Below are 16,291 nucleotides of genomic sequence, written 5' to 3' on the forward strand. Positions count from 1 at the left end.
ATGATGGATGCGATCCGCACGTTGCCGGGGTTCGACCTGGCCTTCCGCATGGTCGACCGACTGGCGCGGACCCGGCGGATGAAGCGGCATTTCCGTCACGCCCGACCGATCGAGGCGACGCCGCCGATCGTCCCCAGACATGACGGCGTGGTGATCCTGTCGATGATCGGCACCGCCACCGTCCTGCCCTATCTGGTCGCGGTGAAGTCGTTTCATCACCATCTGGGCATGGGCCGGGTCGTCCTGCTCGACGATGGCAGCCTGACCGAGGCCGACAAGACATTGCTGGCGCATCATGCCGGATCGCCCACCATCCTCCGGCTCGCCGATGTCGATCGCGGCGGGTGTCCGCGTGGGGGCGCCTGGGAACGGCTGCTGACCGTATTGGAGCTGCGCGCCGAAGATTATGTCATTCAGATCGATTCGGACACGGTGACGCTGGGCGACATGCCCGAGGTTCGTGCCGCCATCGCCGCGAATGACAGTTTCATCCTGCTGGGCGGCCCCGATGCCGAGGAGAAGGGCATCCAGACGCTGCCCGACTTCGTCGCGCATGTTTATCCGCACGGCCCCGTCGAAGAGCCCGCCCATATCCAGAGCCTGATCGAATCACGCCTGGCCGCCCATCCCGATGCCGACCGATATCGTTACATCAGGGGCTGTGCCGGATTTGCGGGCTTTGCGCGCGGCGGCCGCAATGGCCCCGCCGATGCATCACGCTTTTCGCAGATCGCCGCCAAGCTGGTCGGTGACGCCGCCTGGACACGCTGGGGCAGCGAGCAGGTCGCGTCCAATTTCCTGCTCGCCAACGAGCCGGGCGCGCGCATCCTGCCCTATGCCCGCTATCACAATTACTGGCTGGAGCCGCAGCCGGTGGACGAGCGCTTCGTCCATTTCGTCGGCACGCACCGTTATTCCGACGACCGCTATATCGCGGCGACCGACCGCGCGATCGCCCTGCTGCCCCGCGGCTGAGCGGGTTAGGCCGCGGCAAAGCCTGGTTTCGTGTTCGGCACGGCTAGTGCTAGGGGCCAGCGCAACGACGCGAACGAGGAATATACATGCAGGTCTGGACCGGGCTGGGCAATCCGGGGGCGCAATATGCGATGCACCGCCACAATGTCGGCTTCATGGCGATGGACGCCATCGCCGAGGTGCATGATTTCGGCCCGGTGAAGAAGCAATTCCAGGGCTGGACCCAGGAAGGCCGGATCGGCGGGCAGAAGATCCTGCTGCTGAAGCCCGCCACCTTCATGAACGAGAGCGGGCGGAGCGTCGGCGACGCGCTGCGCTTCTACAAGCTGGGCGTCGAGGCGCTGACCGTCTTCCACGACGAACTCGACATCGCGCCTTTCCGCGTCAAGGTGAAGACCGGCGGCGGCACGGCCGGGCATAACGGCCTGCGCTCGATCGACCAGCATCTGGGGCCGGACTTTCGCCGCGTGCGCCTCGGCATCGGCCATCCGGGGCACAAGGACCGCGTGACCGGCCATGTGCTGGGCAATTATGCCAAGTCCGAGATCGAGCCGCTGTCCGACCTGCTCGGCGCGCTGGCGGCGGAGGCGCACTGGCTGGCGGAGGGCGACGACGTACGCTTCGTCAACGATGTCGCCCTTCGGCTGGGGGATGCGGCATGAGCGTACGGCGCCTCTTCGCCTCGTTGCTGTACGAGGGCCAGCTGGACGATGCCGATCTGCTAGCCGACATCGAACAAAGCTGCTGGGCGCTGGCCGAGGATGATCGGGCCGGGCGGCGCTGGAGCAAGGAGCATGGCTATCGCGGCTATACCAGCTATGCCTCGCTCAACGACCTGCCGATCCGCGATCCGGTATTTGCCGACCTCAAGAAGAAGCTCGACCGTCATGTCGCGCGCTTTGCCGAGGAATGCGCCTTCGATCTGGGCGGGCGCAAGCTGAAGCTCGACAGCCTGTGGGTCAATGTCCTGAAGCCGGGCGGCCATCACTCGGCGCATATCCACCCGCATTCGGTGGTGTCGGGCACACTCTATGTCGCCATGCCCAAGGGCTCGGGTGCGCTGAAGCTGGAGGATCCGCGCCTGCCGATGCTGATGGCCGCGCCGCCGCGCCGCCCCGATGCGCCGGACGATCTGGCCACCTTCGCCACCGCCACGCCCGAACCGGGCACGGTGCTGCTCTGGGAAAGCTGGTTGCGGCATGAGGTCGTGCCCAACGGCGCCAAGGGCGAACGGATCAGCGTCAGCTTCAATTATCGCTGATCCGACCGGAACGGGGGCGACGATATGCGCCGCACCCGCGATCAGACGAAAAGTTCCCTCGACTCGTCGTCGATACGGGGCGACTGATCGCGGCGATATCGTGCCGTTAACCTGTATTGGGTAAGGAGGATGGCGATCGCACCTCCTTATTTCCGGACCTGTCCTCGATGCTCGAATTCGCTGTCTTCACCTTTGGTATGTTGGCCAGCTTCGTGCTGTCGGGCCTGGGCCGGAACAAGAAGGCGCAGCGCGCCAATCCGCCGATCCTGCGCTATATGGGCCTGGTGCTGATGGGCTTTTCGGGCGCGATGGGCGTCATGCTGCTCGGCTATGCCGCCGCGCTGGCGGTCGGCGCGGCCTGACGGGCCAGGCATTCCCCGCCTCCGCTCTGGCTGAACGGAGGTTGGGGCAGACACCTCCTCGCCCCCGCACCATCGGTTGAGAAATTCCCCCATCCTCGCTAGAGGGGCGCTTTCCCCTTTCCTGTAGGATAAGCGACGCATGGGTTTCCGCTGCGGCATCGTCGGCCTGCCGAATGTCGGCAAGTCCACCCTTTTCAACGCGCTGACCGAAACGGCGGCGGCGCAGGCCGCCAATTATCCGTTCTGCACGATCGAGCCCAATGTCGGCAACGTCGCGGTGCCCGATCCGCGCCTGTACCAGCTCGCCGAAGTCGCGGGCTCGGCCAAGATCATCGAGACCCAGCTGGCATTCGTCGACATCGCGGGGCTGGTGCGCGGCGCGTCCAAGGGCGAGGGGCTGGGCAACCAGTTCCTGGGCAACATCCGTGAGGTGGATGCGATCGTCCACGTCCTGCGCTGCTTCGAGGACGGTGACGTGACGCACGTCGAGGGCAAGGTCGATCCGATCGCCGACGCCGAGACGGTCGAGACCGAGTTGATGCTCTCCGACCTGGAAAGCCTGGAAAAGCGCGTCCCCGCCTTCATCAAGAAGGGCCAGCAGGGCGACAAGGAAGCCAAGATCGCCGCCTCGGTCCTGGGCCAGACGCTCGAACTGCTGCGCGACGGCAAGCCAGCGCGGCTGACCGTGCCCAAGGACGAAGAGGAAGCCCGCGTCTTCTCGCAGGCGCAGCTGCTGACCGCCAAGCCCGTCCTCTATGTCTGCAACGTCGAGGAATCGAACGCCGCGAACGGCAATGCCCATTCGCAACGCGTCTTCGAAAAGGCCGCCGCCGAGGGTGCGCAGGCGGTCGTCGTCTCCGCCGCCATCGAGGCCGAGATCGCGACCATGCCCGCCGAAGATCGCGGCGAGTTCCTGTCGGAGCTGGGCCTGTCGGAAACCGGCCTCGCCCGCGTGATCCGTGCGGGTTATGCGCTGCTCGATCTGCTGACCTTCTTCACCGTCGGTCCGAAGGAAGCGCGCGCCTGGACCGTCCATCGCGGCGCCAAGGCCCCGAACGCGGCAGGCGAAATCCACAGCGATTTCGAGCGCGGCTTCATCCGCGCCGAGACGATCGCCTATCCCGACTATATCGCCTTCAAGGGCGAAGCGGGCGCACGCGATGCGGGCAAGCTGCGCGCGGAGGGCAAGGAATATGTCGTCCAGGACGGCGACGTGATGCTGTTCCGGTTCAACGTCTGATCCCAACGACGCCGGTCGGGTTCGCTCGACCGGCGTCCTGTCCCGCTTATTGCCACTTTGCAGAAGCGGTTCGGCCCGCTACGCACCAAACATGATCCATGTTAGTGCGTTTCGCCGTGTCATCTACTCCAGCCGCGCGGTCGGCGATGACGAACGTGCCGACCACCAGGCCATTCTGTCCGCCTCGCGCCGGAACAACGGCATGGACGGCATCTCCGGCCTGTTGTGGATCGGCGACGGCGAATATCGCCAACTGCTCGAAGGGCCTGCGGACAGCGTGCGGGAAACGCTGTCGCGCATCATGCGCGATCCCCGTCATGCGGACATCCGTATCCTCGACGACCAGATGACCGATGATCTCGAATTCGGCGAATGGGCGATGGCCGGACTACCCGGCGACCAGCCTGCGGAAGCCGCCGAGCGGCTCCGCCTGTTGCTCCGCAATGCCGACCCGACCATCCGCCAGTTCTTCCCGGTCGACTGACCCTGCACAGGGCGGCAGCTTCCGCTCGCCAGTGTCATAATGCGGCGCTATCGGGCTGATCCGAAAGGACTGCCTCCCGTGATCCGACTTCCCCTCGCCGCCCTTGCGCTCGCCCTGCTGGGCGGTTGCGCCTATCCCTACAACCCGCCCGCCCTGCCCCCGGTGACGAACGCTGCGCCCGCCGCCATGACGGGCACCGCACCCGTTGCCCCGATGCGGGAGGAACGCCAACCGGTCACGATCCTGGTGTCGATCGACGGGTTCCGCGCCGATTATCTGCAACGCGGCATCACCCCCAATCTGTCGCGGCTGGCGGCGGGCGGCGTGAGCGCGCCGATGCGACCGTCCTTCCCGTCCAAGACCTTTCCCAATCACTGGACGCTGGTGACGGGGCTGGTTCCCGATCGCCACGGCATCGTCGCCAACAGCTTCACCGATCCGACGCATCCGGGCGAACGCTTCACCATGTCGTCGGAGCAGCCCTATTGGTGGAACGCCGCCGAGCCGATCTGGGTCACGGCGGAAAAGGCGGGCATCCCCACCGCCACCATGTTCTGGCCGGGCTCCACCGTCGCCTGGGGCGGCGTCCTTCACGACGACATCCATCACACCGTAACGGGCGGCATCCGCCCGCATGACTGGCAGGCGTACAACTCGGCCGTGTCCGACCGGCAGCGGGTCGATGCACTCATCGACTGGCTGCGCCGCCCGGCCGCCACGCGTCCCCGCTTCCTGACCCTCTATATCGACGAGGTGGATATCGCGGGGCACGAGGTCGGTCCCGACGCGCCGGGCGTGAACGCCGCCATCGCCAAGGCCGATGTGGCGATCGGACAGCTGGTGGCGGGCCTTGCCGAATTGCACCAGCCCGCCAACCTGCTGGTCGTGGCCGACCACGGAATGGCCGCGACGTCGAGCGACCGGGTGATCGCGCTCGACCAGCTGCTGGACCCGGCCGATTACGATCTCAGCGACGACGGCCCCTTCGCCTCGATTACCGCCAGGCCGGGACGCGAAGCCGCGCTGGAGGCGCGTCTGCTGGGTCGGCGCGGCCACATGACCTGCTGGCGCAAGAGCGAGATTCCGGCGCGTTTCCATTATGGCCGCAATCCCCGCATCGCGCCCTATTTCTGTCTGGCCGATGCCGGGTGGATGATCGAGGCGAAGGCGCCGGACAAGCCCTTTGCCGGGGGGATGCACGGCTATGACCATGAAGATCCGACCATGGTCGCGCTGTTCATCGCCAATGGCCCGGCCTTCCGGTCGGGGGTGCGGCTGGCACCATTCGCCAATGTCGACGTTGCACCCTTGCTGCGCGACCTGATCGGCCTGCCGCCGGGCCAGGGGCTGGACGGCAATGACGCGCCGTTCCGCCGCGCGTTCCGACGTTAAGGAGACAAGAGGATGATCTGGCTGGAGGATGTCGCGGTCGGCGACGTGTCGCGGTTCGGCGCGTACAAGGTGGAGCGGGACGAGGTCATCGCCTTTGCCCAGCGTTACGATCCCCAGCCCTTCCACCTGTCCGACGAAGCCGCCGCCGCCACCCATTTCGGGCGGTTGTCGGCCAGCGGCTGGCACACCGCGTCGATGGCGATGGCGATGATCGTCGAGCATTTCCGCGACACCGGCTTCCAGAGCATCGGCTCGCCCGGGGTCGACGAGCTGCGCTGGACGAGGCCCGTCTTTCCCGGCGACACGCTCCATTGCGAAGCGGAGGTGCTGGAAACGCGGGCGTCGGCCAGCCGCCCCGAAATGGGCTTCGTCATCAGCCGCTGGACCGTGCTCAATCAGGACGATGTGCCGGTCATGACGATGCGCCCCACCGTCATGATCCGCACCCGCCCGCAAGCCGGTTAACGCGGGCTCCGCCCGCAGGCCGGTTAACGCGGACCGCGCCCGCCGCGTCCTCCCGGTCGGCCGCCACGCCAGCCGCCGGGACGCGGTGCGGACGGAGTCGGGCGAACGCCCTCGCCGCCGCGCCACCGGCCGGGATTGCCGCGCCAGCCGCCGGGCGCGGGAGCCGCGCCGGGCACCGGCCCACGCCAGCCGCCCCGGCCCCAGCCGCGCCACTGATCCCGGATCGCCCCGCCGCGCCACGCATCGCGGCGCCCTTCCCAATAGGCGCGCTGGCCGTCGTTCCAGCGGAACGGACGGCGATACCGGTCGTAGACGTAGACGCCGGTGCCCGGATAATAGAAATCGTCATACCAGCCGAAATAGGACGGGGCGTAACCGTAACCGCCATAGCCGCCGCCATAATAGCCCGGCGCATAACCGCCGCCATAGCCCGCGCCGACCGACACGCCGCTATAGCCATAGCCGTCGGCGCATCCGCCGAGCGCCAGCAGACCGGCCGCAAGGGCCGTGGCCCAGCCCATCTTTTTCAGGGTCATCATCCTCTCCATGCCCCTGATCCAGGCTGAGCGGGTGCGGCAGGGGTCCGTCATCCGTGGCGATCAGCGGTCAACCCCGCAGCGCGAAAAGTGGTTCCTGCGCCCTGCCGTCTGCACGGCTACTGAACGGTCGGCCGCCATCTGGCCAAAGGGGATTGGCAAAGCCGGTCAAGCAAGGCTAACCTGACGCACCGTTCATCAAGAACGGGCTTGGGACAGGCGGCGCATGACCGGGGGCAATCCGGCACGACCGTCGGATCGTGGCGTGTCGAACGCGAGCGAAGGTGGAGGGACAGGACGAATGGCGATGACGGAGAACACCGTACCCCCCGGCGAGGCGCCGGAGCCATTCCACGAAGAGGTCCATGATCCCCGTCGCCGCGACTTCATCAACGTCGCCGCCGTATCCTTTGCGGGCGTGGGCGCACTGGCGATCGTCCTGCCGCTCATCAACCAGATGAACCCCTCGGCCGACGTTCTCGCCCAGTCCACCACCGAGATCGACCTGTCCAAGATCGCCCCCGGACAGGCGATCAAGGCCAGCTTCCGCAAGCAGCCGCTGTTCGTCCGCAACCTGACGCCCAAGGAAATCGCCGAGGCCAACGCCGTGCCGCTGTCCGAACTGCGCGATCCGCAGACGCTGGCGGAGCGGACCAAGCCGGGCAAGACGAACTGGCTGATCACGCTGGGCGTCTGCACCCATCTGGGCTGCGTGCCGCTGGGCGCGGGCGAGGGCGAGAACAAGGGCCCCTATGGCGGCTATTTCTGCCCCTGCCACGGCTCGGCCTATGACACCGCCGCGCGCATCCGGAAGGGTCCGGCGCCGAAGAACCTGTTCGTGCCCGATTACAAATTCGACACCGACACGACCGTCACGGTCGGCGTGGCCGCATAAGGGAGACCCGAGAGATGAGCTTTCCCTGGGCCAAACATTATCAGCCGAAGCAGCCGGTCATGCGCTGGCTGGACGAGAAGCTGCCGCTGCCGCGCCTCGTCTACAACGCCGTGGGCGCGGGCTATCCGGTGCCGCGCAACCTGAATTACTTCTGGAATTTCGGCGTGCTGGCGGGTGCCGCGCTTGCCATCCAGATCATCACCGGCGTCGTGCTGGCGATGCACTATGCCGCGAACGCAGGCGTCGCCTTCGACTCGGTTGAAAGCATCATGCGCGACGTCAATGCGGGCTGGTTCCTGCGCTATGCCCACGCCAACGGCGCGTCGATGTTCTTCATCGTCGTCTACACTCATATCTTCCGCGGCCTTTATTACGGGTCCTACAAGGCCCCGCGCGAGATGGTCTGGCTGCTCGGCGTGGTCATCTTCCTCCTGATGATGGCGACCGCCTTCATGGGCTATGTGCTTCCCTGGGGGCAGATGAGCTTCTGGGGTGCGCAGGTCATCACCGGCTTCTTCTCGGCGATCCCGGTGGTCGGCGATACCATCCGCATCTGGCTGCTCGGCGGGTTCGCGCCGGACAATGCCGCGCTGAACCGCTTCTTCTCGCTCCACTATCTGCTGCCCTTCGTGATTGCGGGCGTCATCATCCTGCACATCTGGGCACTGCATATTCCCGGCTCGAACAACCCGACCGGCGTGGACGTGAAGGGCGAGCAGGATACCGTGCCCTTCCACCCCTATTACACCGCCAAGGATGCGGTCGGGCTGGGCGTGTTCCTGCTGGTCTTCGCGGGGCTGCTGTTCTTCTTCCCCAATTATCTGGGCCACCCGGACAATTACATCCCGGCGAACCCGCTCTCGACGCCCGCGCATATCGTGCCCGAATGGTATTTCTGGCCCTTCTACGCGATCCTGCGCGCCTTCACCGCCGACTTCATCCTGCCCGCCAAGCTGTGGGGCGTGCTGGCGATGTTCGGGTCGATCCTGCTGCTGTTCTTCCTCCCCTGGCTGGACAGCTCGCCGGTGCGGTCGAACAATTTCCGGCCCAAGGCGCGGGTCGCCTTCCGGGTGCTGGTCGTCGACGTGCTGCTGCTCGGCTGGTGCGGCGGTTCGCCCGCGACGCCCTTCTTCATCATCCTCAGCCAGATCACGGCGGCCTATTATTTCCTCCACTTCCTGGTGATCCTGCCCTGGATCGCCCGGACGGAGCGCCCCGCGCCGCTGCCCAACTCGATCACCGAAGCCGTGTTGTCCAAGCATGGCGGGACCGCACCCACCAAGTCGGCCCTGGCCTGACCCGAACCGAAAGAGGATAGCTGAACATGGTTCGTGGCATCGCATTCCTGGTCGGGGCGGCCTTCACCTTCGTCCTCGCCATCGCGCTGTGGGGCAGCGTCTCGGGGCTCATCTCTGAGCCGCCAGCCCCCACCGCCGAGGAGGAGTTCCACCTCCATCCCAAACAGGCGCATCTGGCATCGGACGGCATTTTCGGCCGGTTCGATCGCCGCCAGCTCCAGCGCGGGTTCCAGGTCTATAAGGAGGTCTGCGCGGCCTGCCACTCGCTGCGGCTGGTGGCGTTCCGCGACCTGAAGGACCTGGGCTATAACGAACCCGAGGGGAAGGCGATCGCCAACCAGTGGGTGATCGAACAGCCGAGCATCAACCCGGAGACGGGCGAGGCGACGACGCGCAAGAACGTGCCCGCCGACCGTTTCCCCTCGCCCTTCGCCAACGAGGTGGCGGCGCGCGCGGCGAACAACAACGCGCTGCCGCCCGATCTGTCGCTGATGGCCAAGGCGCGACATGACGGCGGCAATTATATCTACTCGCTGATCGGCCCCGACGCCTATCGCCCGCAGCCCACAGAGCTGCTGCGCAAGTTCCCCGACGCCAAGACGCCGACGGGCCTGCACTACAACCCCTATTTCGCGAACCTGAACATCGCGATGCCGCCGCCGCTGACCCAGGACGGGCAGGTCCAATATGCCGACGGCACGCTGGCCACCCGCGACCAGATGGCCAAGGACGTCGCCGCCTTCCTGACCTGGACCGCCGAGCCCAAGCTGGAATCGCGTCACGCGGCCGGGATCGGGGCGTTCGTCTTCATCCTGATCTTCTGCTTCCTCGCCTGGGGCGCGTATCAGAATGTCTGGCGCGACGTGAAACACTGAGATCGGGAAAGCCCGATGTGAGAGAACTGGGGCGGTTTCCAACGAGGAAGCCGCCCATTTTATTGGGGGGCGTATGCCCCACCTCCGTTCAGGCTGAACGGGGCGGGAATAAGTGCTTGTCTCTTTACCCCCGCCCGTCAGAGGCCCATGACGCCCCCATGAGCGCCCATGACGACCTGAAATCCCTGATCCGCACCATCCCGGATTTCCCCAAGCCCGGCATCCAGTTCCGCGACATCACCACCTTGCTGCTCGACCCCAAGGGTTTCGCGCAGACGGTCGAGCGGATGGCCGCCGCGACACGCGGGACCGTCGATCTGGTCGCCGGGATCGAGGCGCGCGGCTTCATCTTCGCCGCCGCGCTCGCGGTGCCGCTAAAGGCGGGCGTGCTGCTGATCCGCAAGGACGGCAAGCTGCCCGGCGCGACCATCGCCGAGGATTATGCACTGGAATACGGACAGGATCGCATCGCCATCCATGAGGATGCGCTGGTCCCCGGCGCCCGCGTGCTGCTGGTCGACGACCTGATCGCCACCGGCGGCACCGCGCGCGCCGCCGTCCGGCTGATCCGCAAGGCGGGCGGCGTGGTCGAGCAGGCCCAGTTCCTGGTCGACCTGCCCGATCTCGGCGGGGCCGATGCCCTGCGCCGGGAGGACATCGCGGTCGATGCGCTGCTGTCCTTCCCCGGCCACTGATGCGTCTGGCGCTGCATGAGCCCGATATCGCGGGCAATGTCGGCACGCTGATCCGCACCGCGACCTGTTTCGGCGTCGCGGTCGACCTGATCGAGCCGATGGGCTTTCCCTATTCCGACCGGGCGCTCGCCCGCTCGGCGATGGACTATGCCGCCATGGCCGAGGTTATGCGCCATGCCGATTGGGAGGCCTTCCGCGCCGCGACACGCGGGCGGATCGTGCTGGCGACGACGCTGGGTGCGATCCCGCTGCCCGAGATGGTATTCCATCCCGACGATGTGATCCTGCTCGGCTCCGAGGGGGCTGGCGTGCCGGAGGCGGTGCACGACGCCGCCGATATCCGGGTGCGCGTGCCGATGCGCAGCCGCGTCCGCTCGCTCAACGTCGCGATCACCGGCGGGATTCTGCTGGCCGAGGCGCGGCGCCAGACCGGCTGGGACCAAATGCCCGGTTGACCCCCGCCCCTGCCGCCGCCCAGAACGCCGCGCGATGAACAGCCGCACCCCCGACATCGCGCTCGACGCCGAGCAGGACGCCGCCCGCCTCTGGTTCGAGTCCCTGCGGGACCGGATCTGCGCCGAGTTCGAGGCGATCGAGCGTGAGGCGGGATCGGACGCCGCCTTCCAATACACCGCCTGGGATCGTGCCGATCCGAGCGGCGAGCCCGGCGGCGGCGGCGTGCGCGGGGTGATGAAGGGCCGTGTGTTCGAAAAGGTCGGCGTCAACGTCTCCACGGTCGGCGGCACCTTCGAGGGGCCGTTCGCCAAGACCATCCACGGCGCTGGCGACGATCCGCGGTTCGTGGCGACCGGGATCAGCCTGGTCGCGCATATGGCCAACCCGCATGTGCCCGCCGTCCATATGAATACCCGGTTCCTCACCACCACCAAGCGCTGGTTCGGCGGCGGCGCGGACCTCAATCCGCCGCTGCCCATCGCGGAAGACACCGCCGACTTCCACGCCCGGTTGAAGGCCGCGTGCGACGCGCATGACCCGGAGCATTACCCCCGGTTCAAGGCCTGGGCCGACGACTATTTCTACATCCCGCATCGCCAGGTGCATCGGGGCGTGGGCGGCATCTTCTATGACCATCTGGAGGGTGATTTCGGCCGTCATTTCGCCTTCACCCGCGATGTCGGCGAGGCGTTCCTGGATATCTTCCCCCGCATCGTCCGGCGGCGCATGGGCCTGCCCTCGACCGAGGCCGACCGCGCGCAGATGCTGGCGTGGCGCGGCCGCTATGCCGAGTTCAACCTGGTCTATGACCGGGGCACGCTGTTCGGGCTGAAGACCGGCGGCAATATCGATGCGATCCTGATGAGCCTGCCGCCGCTGGCGACGTGGGAGTAAGCCCATGGCGCTGATCCCCGTCGACCCTGCCGAGATCGCCACCATCGTCACCACGCTGGAGATGCGCGAACGGCCACGGCCGCGCCCCATGCCCGGCTCGCCATTGCAACTGGTCGCCTGGGCCAAGCCCGATCCGGCCAAGTATCGCACGCTGTTCGCGCGCGTCGGCGCGCCCTGGCTGTGGTTCTCGCGGCTGGTGATGGACGATGCGACGCTGACCGCGATCATTCACGACCCCGCCGTCTCGGTCTTCGCCGTCGTCGACCGGGCGGGGATCGAGGTCGGGCTGCTCGAACTCGACCATCGCGTCGCGGGGGCGTGCGAGATCGGTTATTTCGGGCTGATCCCCGAACTGGCGGGGCAAGGCCATGGCCGCTGGCTGATGGCACAGGCGCTAATGCGCGCCTGGACCGCGAAGGTCGAGCGGGTGTGGGTGCATACCTGCACGCTCGACCACCCGTCCGCACTCAATTTCTATCGCAGGCAGGGCTTTGTGGCCGTGTCGCGCGCGATCGAGACGTTTATCGACCCGCGGGCGCTGGGCGTCCTGCCCGAGGACGCCGCACCGCAAATCCCCCGGCTCAGCCCCCGCGATTGACCAGTCGGCGATAGGCCGCGACCGACACCAGCGCCTGGCCGAGCCCCGCCGCCATCGCCACCGCCGCCGATCCGGCCTGGAGCAGCGCGACCGCGACCGGATTGCCCGCGCCGTCGCCCTGCACCACGTCGATCAGCGCGAGGAAGGGCTGGGCCGCGATCATGCCGCCCAGATAGGTGCAGGACGCCAACGCCGCCAGCGACAGGCCCGCACCACGCGTCAACGACACCGAACGGGCCAGCGCCGCCATGGCAGGCATCCGCCGCTCGGCGAACAGCACCGGCCCGACCAGCAGCAACCGCCCGGCCACATACAGCCCCGGCAAGATGTAGAGCAGCATCCCCGCCCCCACCGGCAGCGCGACGAGGATCATCGCCAGCAGGAAGCGCGGCGCCATCCTGAGCGCGCGGCCTAGCGCCTCGCCGACCGTGACCGGACCGCTGAGCGTCAGCGCCAGGATCGCCGCCGTCCCGATCATGCCGACCGCATAGCTGGCGAAATACCAGCCGCCATAATGGCCTGCCCAGGTCCCGACCGAATCGACCCAGGCCATGGCCCGCGCGGTCGCCTCTCCGCCCTCGGTCTCGGGCAGCGGGGGCGCGGGCACCAGCAGCCCCAGCGCAAAGGCGGGCCAGAACAGAAAGGGCGCGGACAACCGGATCAGCAGCGCGCGATCGCGGCGGAACAGGGCCCAGGCATCCCGCAGGGTGGCGACGACATCCAATTTCATCAAAAGGCTCGTTTCATCACAGGGACGGCGAACCGACCTCTTCACGATGCGCCTGCTCGCCCGCGGTCGCCACATACAGCCGCGCGACGAAGACATAGGCCAGCGTCATGAACCCCGCGCTGACCAGCGAGCCGAGCAGGCCCGCCAGCCGGACGGCGGTCAGCGCCTGATCCGCGCCCAGCAGGAGGCGGAGGACCGCGCCCGACACGCCCTGCACCGCCATCATCGCGACCAGCATGACCACCCCGAACAGCAGCAGGACGCCGATCAGCCGCCAGGTCAGCCCCCGCGTCAGCGCGATGGAGCGACGGATCGCCCCCAGCCCGCGCCGTTCGTTCAACACCACCGCGTACATCAGCATCAGTCGCGCGGCGAGCCACAGCGACACCACGATCATCGTCAGAACGTAAAGGACCAGGAACAGCGCCGTGCCGCCGCTCATCGGCGGCAATTTCGATGGGTCGCCCTTCGCGGCCATCGCGGCGGCGAAGTTGAAATGGGAAAGCCCCAGCACGACGACCACGACCAGCACGGCCAGCGCCAGCACCAGACCGATCACCAGCGCGACGCCCAGAACCGGGCCGAGCCGCCGAAGGCCCGCGCGCGATGCCTCCGCGCTGGTGGTCGCCGGATGGGTCGCCAGCGCCATGATGGCCAGCTGCGCCCAGATGCCCAGCAACATGGACAGGATGACCAAGCCCAGCCCCGTCACCCCCATGCCCGACGGGCCGGGCGAGGACGGCAGCAGCAGGATCTGCAACACGCCGGGCAGGACGAAGCCGATCAGGGCGAATGGGGCCATCATCCCGGCCCTGCCCGCCAGCACCTGTTGCGTGCTGTCCCACACCGTTCCGATCCTGACGGTCATGCTACCTCCCTTGACGGCCCACCCCGCCCGCCTGTTCGCGTCTGCCTAAACGATTGCCGGATGCAAAGCCATCATGCCCGGCGACGGGACGAGGGTGGCCCCATGGCGGGACGCTTGCATCGGCGACGGGCCGGGCGCAAGGACAGGGAATCGTGACCCATATCCCCGACATGCCCGATATCGAATGGCGGATCAGCCCGGGCCTGACCCCCTATGACCAGTCGCTCGCCGAGATGGAGGCGCGTGCCGCCGCCGTCGTGGCGGGCGAGGCGCGCGAGCTCGTCTGGCTGCTCGAACATCCGCCCGTCTATACCGCCGGGACCAGCGCCGATCCGGTCGAGCTGGTGGATCCCCGTTTCCCTGTGTTCCAGACCGGGCGCGGCGGCAAATATACCTATCACGGCCCCGGCCAGCGGACCGGCTATCTGGTCCTGGACCTGAACAAGCGCGGGCGCGACGTGCGGCATTTCGTCCATACGCTGGAGGATTGGCTGATCGCCGCGCTGGGTCGGCTGGGGGTCAACGCCTTCCGCGCCGAGGGGCGCGTCGGCATCTGGACCCGCGACGGCGGTTCGGAGGCCAAGGTCGGCGCGATCGGCGTCCGCGTGCGTCGCTGGGTGACGCTGCACGGCTTTGCCATCAACGTCGCACCCGATCTTTCGCATTTCGGCGGGATCGTGCCCTGCGGCCTTCCGGAATTCCCGGTGACCAGTCTTTTTGCGTTAAACGGCGTCAAGTCGCTGGAAACCTTTGACGAGGCGCTTGCGTTCAGCTTTCCGGCTTTCCTCAACGATCTCGGTGCGGTGCGACAAAACGAGGCTTGAGGACCAGACGGTATCCGATTAATGTCCACCCCGATTTGGGTAATAGGGCCAGCAAGCCGTTCCAAATCCATAATATCAAGGGAGCTTCCAATGCGTGCAATCATCTCCAAGGTCCTGACGGGCTCGATCATCGCCGGCGCGGCGCTCGCGGTTTCGGCTTGCGGCTCGAAGACCGAGAACACCACCGACGCGAACATGACCACCGAAATGAACGCTTCGGAAGGCATGGACACCGCCACCGACAACATGACCGCCGTCGACGGCACCATGAACGGTGGCATGATGGCCAACGACACCACCATGTCGAACGACATGATGATGGCCAACGACACGATGATGACCAACGCGACCAACGCGATGTAATCATCGTTGGGGTCATCCCAACGAAGGGGGCCGTCCGGGCGACCGGGCGGCCCCTTTTTCATGGGCTCTCCCCGAGCCTTCACGATGACGCAATGGGCCGCGCAAACCCCGGATTTCGCTATGTTTCCGTAACGACCGGCCGTGCGTGGACGATTGCCGTACGGGCGTAATTCCGTTTGGGAAAAAAGCCGGAAAGCGTTATGTTTCGGGACGCTCGAAGGCCCTACGGGGGAAGGATCGGAACACAATGAAAGTGGTGCGTACCGCGCTGGTTGCTGGCGTGGCGTTTTGGGGGATGGGTGCTGCCGCACCCGCATCGGCGCAATTCTTCCTGCAGCCCTATAATTTTCAGGGTAAGCCCGTTCAGGGCGACGAACCCGGCATCGGCCAGCCGCTGCCCGGCGCGACCCCGGCGGAATTGCGCGCCGGCCTGCTGTGGAACATGCGCGCCGCGCTCAACGTCGCCGCGCTGCAATGCCAGTTCGAGCCGATGCTGACGACCGTCTCCAACTATAACGCGACGCTGAAGGATCACGAAGCCGAGCTGAAGGGCGCGTTCGACACGCTGGGCGCCTATTTCAAGCGGCAGAACAAGACGGTGAAGGCCGGGCAGGACGCGCTCGACCAATATGGCACGCGCACCTATGCCAGCTTCTCGTCGGTATCGGGGCAGCTGGGTTTCTGCACCACGGCGGCGTCGATCCTGCATCAGGCGGTGTTCACCCCGCGCGGCCATCTGGCCGAGCTGGCGGTCGACCGGATGCGCGAGCTGCGCAACAGCCTGGTTCCGTACGGCGAACAGCGTTTCCCGCGCTATATCGGCCGCGAGCAGCATATTGCCGCCACCATGCCGCGTCTGGATGCGCTGTGCTGGAACAAGAAGGCGGAATGGATCGTCAAGAAGTGCGGTGTCCAGAACTGGCCACCCGCAGGCGCGACCAGCCTGGCGGCGCGCTAAAACCAAATCCTCCCCGACACGGGGAGGTGGCAGCGCGGAAGCGCTGACGGAGGGGGATTTCCGCTAGGACTGCTCTTTGCGGAAGGCCCCCTCCACCATCCTTCGGATGGTCCCCCTCCCCG

At 66.9% G+C, this 16,291-nt stretch carries 21 protein-coding genes; 18 read left to right on the forward strand and 3 right to left on the reverse strand.

Going from position 1 to position 16,291, the window contains the following annotated elements; genetic code table 11:
* The 8 genes from ACQR50_RS13835 (at position 1) to ACQR50_RS13870 (ending at position 6,179) form a co-directional block, all read left to right on the forward strand.
* The gene (locus tag ACQR50_RS13835; RefSeq protein WP_428968754.1) at positions 1-975 is read left to right on the forward strand and encodes a hypothetical protein; all 975 of its coding nucleotides are present in this window, start codon (positions 1-3) and stop codon (positions 973-975) included.
* A gap of 86 nt (positions 976-1,061) precedes the next feature.
* Positions 1,062-1,637 (forward strand): aminoacyl-tRNA hydrolase, encoded by a 576-nt coding sequence (pth, locus tag ACQR50_RS13840; RefSeq protein ID WP_428968755.1) that lies wholly within the window; start codon positions 1,062-1,064, stop codon positions 1,635-1,637.
* Positions 1,634-2,236: a TIGR02466 family protein gene (locus ACQR50_RS13845; protein ID WP_058745799.1), complete on the forward strand. Its 603-nt coding sequence runs from the start codon at positions 1,634-1,636 to the stop codon at positions 2,234-2,236. Before pth ends, ACQR50_RS13845 begins: the two co-directional genes overlap by 4 nt.
* A gap of 167 nt (positions 2,237-2,403) precedes the next feature.
* Complete coding sequence (locus tag ACQR50_RS13850) at positions 2,404-2,598, forward strand: hypothetical protein (RefSeq protein ID WP_294306076.1); 195 nt, start codon at positions 2,404-2,406, stop codon at positions 2,596-2,598.
* A gap of 139 nt (positions 2,599-2,737) precedes the next feature.
* Positions 2,738-3,838, forward strand: coding sequence for a redox-regulated ATPase YchF (gene ychF, locus ACQR50_RS13855; RefSeq protein WP_056431664.1), 1,101 nt, complete (start codon positions 2,738-2,740; stop codon positions 3,836-3,838).
* 91 nt (positions 3,839-3,929) lie between these two features.
* Positions 3,930-4,322: a BLUF domain-containing protein gene (locus ACQR50_RS13860; RefSeq protein ID WP_428968756.1), complete on the forward strand. Its 393-nt coding sequence runs from the start codon at positions 3,930-3,932 to the stop codon at positions 4,320-4,322.
* Between the two features lie 39 nt (positions 4,323-4,361).
* Positions 4,362-5,714 carry an ectonucleotide pyrophosphatase/phosphodiesterase gene (locus ACQR50_RS13865; RefSeq protein ID WP_428968757.1) on the forward strand — a complete coding sequence of 451 codons (1,353 nt, stop codon included), beginning with the start codon at positions 4,362-4,364 and terminating at the stop codon, positions 5,712-5,714.
* Between the two features lie 12 nt (positions 5,715-5,726).
* The gene (locus ACQR50_RS13870; RefSeq protein WP_428968758.1) at positions 5,727-6,179 is read left to right on the forward strand and encodes a MaoC family dehydratase; all 453 of its coding nucleotides are present in this window, start codon (positions 5,727-5,729) and stop codon (positions 6,177-6,179) included.
* A 23-nt stretch (positions 6,180-6,202) separates the two neighbouring features.
* Here ACQR50_RS13870 and ACQR50_RS13875 read toward each other — a convergent pair whose 3' ends face one another.
* Positions 6,203-6,718: a hypothetical protein gene (locus tag ACQR50_RS13875; protein ID WP_056431651.1), complete on the reverse strand. Its 516-nt coding sequence runs from the start codon at positions 6,716-6,718 to the stop codon at positions 6,203-6,205.
* A 298-nt stretch (positions 6,719-7,016) separates the two neighbouring features.
* Between ACQR50_RS13875 and petA the strand changes: the two genes are divergently transcribed.
* From petA to ACQR50_RS13910, 7 genes are all read left to right on the forward strand, one after another.
* The gene (gene petA, locus ACQR50_RS13880; RefSeq protein WP_219020744.1) at positions 7,017-7,610 is read left to right on the forward strand and encodes a ubiquinol-cytochrome c reductase iron-sulfur subunit; all 594 of its coding nucleotides are present in this window, start codon (positions 7,017-7,019) and stop codon (positions 7,608-7,610) included.
* A gap of 14 nt (positions 7,611-7,624) precedes the next feature.
* Positions 7,625-8,908 carry a cytochrome b gene (locus ACQR50_RS13885; RefSeq protein WP_428968759.1) on the forward strand — a complete coding sequence of 428 codons (1,284 nt, stop codon included), beginning with the start codon at positions 7,625-7,627 and terminating at the stop codon, positions 8,906-8,908.
* A gap of 26 nt (positions 8,909-8,934) precedes the next feature.
* Positions 8,935-9,783: a cytochrome c1 gene (locus ACQR50_RS13890; protein WP_428968760.1), complete on the forward strand. Its 849-nt coding sequence runs from the start codon at positions 8,935-8,937 to the stop codon at positions 9,781-9,783.
* 158 nt (positions 9,784-9,941) lie between these two features.
* The gene (locus ACQR50_RS13895) at positions 9,942-10,478 is read left to right on the forward strand and encodes an adenine phosphoribosyltransferase (RefSeq protein WP_428968761.1); all 537 of its coding nucleotides are present in this window, start codon (positions 9,942-9,944) and stop codon (positions 10,476-10,478) included.
* On the forward strand, positions 10,478-10,933 hold the full coding sequence (locus ACQR50_RS13900) for a tRNA (cytidine(34)-2'-O)-methyltransferase (RefSeq protein ID WP_428968762.1): 456 nt from the start codon (positions 10,478-10,480) through the stop codon (positions 10,931-10,933). The genes ACQR50_RS13895 and ACQR50_RS13900 overlap by 1 nt, the downstream gene beginning before the upstream one ends.
* 34 nt (positions 10,934-10,967) lie before the next feature.
* Positions 10,968-11,828 (forward strand): oxygen-dependent coproporphyrinogen oxidase, encoded by an 861-nt coding sequence (gene hemF, locus ACQR50_RS13905; protein ID WP_428968763.1) that lies wholly within the window; start codon positions 10,968-10,970, stop codon positions 11,826-11,828.
* 4 nt (positions 11,829-11,832) lie between these two features.
* A complete protein-coding gene (locus ACQR50_RS13910) occupies positions 11,833-12,426 on the forward strand; it encodes a GNAT family N-acetyltransferase (RefSeq protein ID WP_428968764.1) in 594 nt (197 codons plus the stop codon).
* On the opposite strand, the gene ACQR50_RS13915 is transcribed toward ACQR50_RS13910, so the two are convergent.
* Together ACQR50_RS13915 and ACQR50_RS13920 are read right to left on the reverse strand one after the other, a co-directional pair.
* Positions 12,410-13,156, reverse strand: a complete 747-nt coding sequence (locus tag ACQR50_RS13915) for a hypothetical protein (RefSeq protein ID WP_428968765.1) — start codon at positions 13,154-13,156, stop codon at positions 12,410-12,412. The two genes, ACQR50_RS13910 and ACQR50_RS13915, sit on opposite strands and share 17 nt — an antisense overlap.
* A gap of 16 nt (positions 13,157-13,172) precedes the next feature.
* Positions 13,173-14,024 carry a hypothetical protein gene (locus tag ACQR50_RS13920; RefSeq protein WP_428968766.1) on the reverse strand — a complete coding sequence of 284 codons (852 nt, stop codon included), beginning with the start codon at positions 14,022-14,024 and terminating at the stop codon, positions 13,173-13,175.
* A gap of 170 nt (positions 14,025-14,194) precedes the next feature.
* On the opposite strand from ACQR50_RS13920, the gene lipB reads away from it, so the two are divergent.
* The 3 genes from lipB to ACQR50_RS13935 all read left to right on the forward strand — a co-directional run bounded on the left by lipB (position 14,195) and on the right by ACQR50_RS13935 (position 16,169).
* A complete protein-coding gene (gene lipB, locus ACQR50_RS13925) occupies positions 14,195-14,848 on the forward strand; it encodes a lipoyl(octanoyl) transferase LipB (protein ID WP_056431893.1) in 654 nt (217 codons plus the stop codon).
* A gap of 90 nt (positions 14,849-14,938) precedes the next feature.
* A complete protein-coding gene (locus ACQR50_RS13930; protein WP_042484220.1) occupies positions 14,939-15,211 on the forward strand; it encodes a hypothetical protein in 273 nt (90 codons plus the stop codon).
* A gap of 247 nt (positions 15,212-15,458) precedes the next feature.
* Entirely contained in the window at positions 15,459-16,169 is a 711-nt protein-coding gene (locus tag ACQR50_RS13935; RefSeq protein ID WP_428968767.1) for a hypothetical protein, read from the forward strand.
* Positions 16,170-16,291: the final 122 nt, after the last annotated feature.

Origin of the sequence: Sphingomonas sp. Xoc002 (genome assembly GCF_050408055.1) — a bacterium.
In the GTDB taxonomy this organism is placed as follows: Bacteria; Pseudomonadota; Alphaproteobacteria; order Sphingomonadales; family Sphingomonadaceae; genus Sphingomonas; species Sphingomonas yabuuchiae.